General features: G+C 57.2%; 1 protein-coding gene. It reads left to right on the top strand.

Features of this window, described 5'->3' with window-relative positions:
* Window positions 1-81 precede the first annotated feature (81 nt).
* Window positions 82-1,184, top strand: a protein-coding gene (locus J2858_RS24055; protein WP_210107409.1) for an IS3 family transposase whose coding sequence is annotated in 2 segments (ribosomal slippage) — window positions 82-343 and window positions 343-1,184 — 1,104 coding nt in all. Because the reading frame shifts where the segments join, the coding sequence is not laid out codon by codon here.
* Window positions 1,185-1,236: the final 52 nt, after the last annotated feature.

Genomic DNA, 1,236 nt, shown 5'->3' with positions numbered 1-1,236 from the left:
TGATCTGACCCCTTCAAACTGGACCATTTTTGGCTAGAGTTTTCCGGTGCATTTTCCTGGCTGGGAAAGGAACGGAAGAGGATGAAGGCATCGCAGTTTTCGGACGCACAGAAGGCGTTCATTTTAAAGCAGGGTGATGAAGGCGTTACGGTTGGGGAGATCTGCCGGAAGGCAGGGATCAGCCAGGCGACCTATTTCAACTGGAAGAAAAAATACGCGGGCATGTTGCCACCGGAGATGAAGAAGCTGAAGCAGCTCGAGGACGAGAATGCACGGCTGAAGAAGATTGTCGCGGATCTGACGTTGGACCGCGAGATGTTGCAGGACGTTATTCGCCGAAAGCTCTGAGGCCTGCTCGCAAGCGGGAGATGGTGAAAGGCATGTGCCAGGACTGGGCGATCTCGATCCGGCGTGCCTGTGAGGCGCTGGACTTCGATCGGTCGACCCACCACTACATCTCCCGCCGTGCCGATCAGGCCGGTCTTGAGCGTCGTATCCGTGAGATCTGCGAGACCCGTGTCCGCTATGGTTATCGTCGTGTGCATGTGCTGCTAGAGCGCCAGGGTTGGGGTGCCAATATCAAGCGTACCTACCGCATTTACAGGGACTTGGGCCTGCAATTGCGTAACAAGACACCGAAACGCCGGGTGAAAGCCAAGCTGCGGGAGGATCGACAAATGGCCGTCGGGCCGAATGATGTCTGGGCGATGGACTTTGTTCACGACCAGCTCGCCACCGGCAAGACGCTACGCGTTCTGACCGTGGTGGACACCTTCTCACGCTACGTCCCGGTGGTTGATCCAAGGCACAGCTATCGGGGTGAAGATGTTGTGCAAACGCTTGAGCGGGTATGCCGCCAGGTCGGCTATCCCAAGACGATCCGAGTCGATCAGGGCACCGAGTTCGTATCCCGCGATCTCGATCTCTGGGCCTATGCGAAAGGCGTCACACTGGACTTCTCACGCCCTGGCAAACCGACCGATAACGCATTCATCGAGGCATTCAACGGCCGCTTCCGGGCAGAATGCCTGAACCAACATTGGTTCCTGACCCTTGCGGATGCCCGCGAAAAGATGGAGGATTGGCGTAGAGATTACAATGAGGTTCGGCCACATGGTGCGATCGGCAACAAGGTCCCGATCGCACTGATGAATCCGGGAAGCGTAACCAGTCCGCCTCCCTGACTGAAGCCGGAAAACTCCAGCCTCCGCTGGCCCAATGTCTGGGAGCAGTTCA

The organism is Neorhizobium galegae (genome assembly GCF_017877135.1).
Lineage (GTDB): Bacteria > Pseudomonadota > Alphaproteobacteria > Rhizobiales > Rhizobiaceae > Neorhizobium > Neorhizobium galegae_A.
The sequence above is the reverse complement of the archived record's forward strand: the minus strand, read 5'-3'. Positions and strand labels throughout refer to the sequence as shown.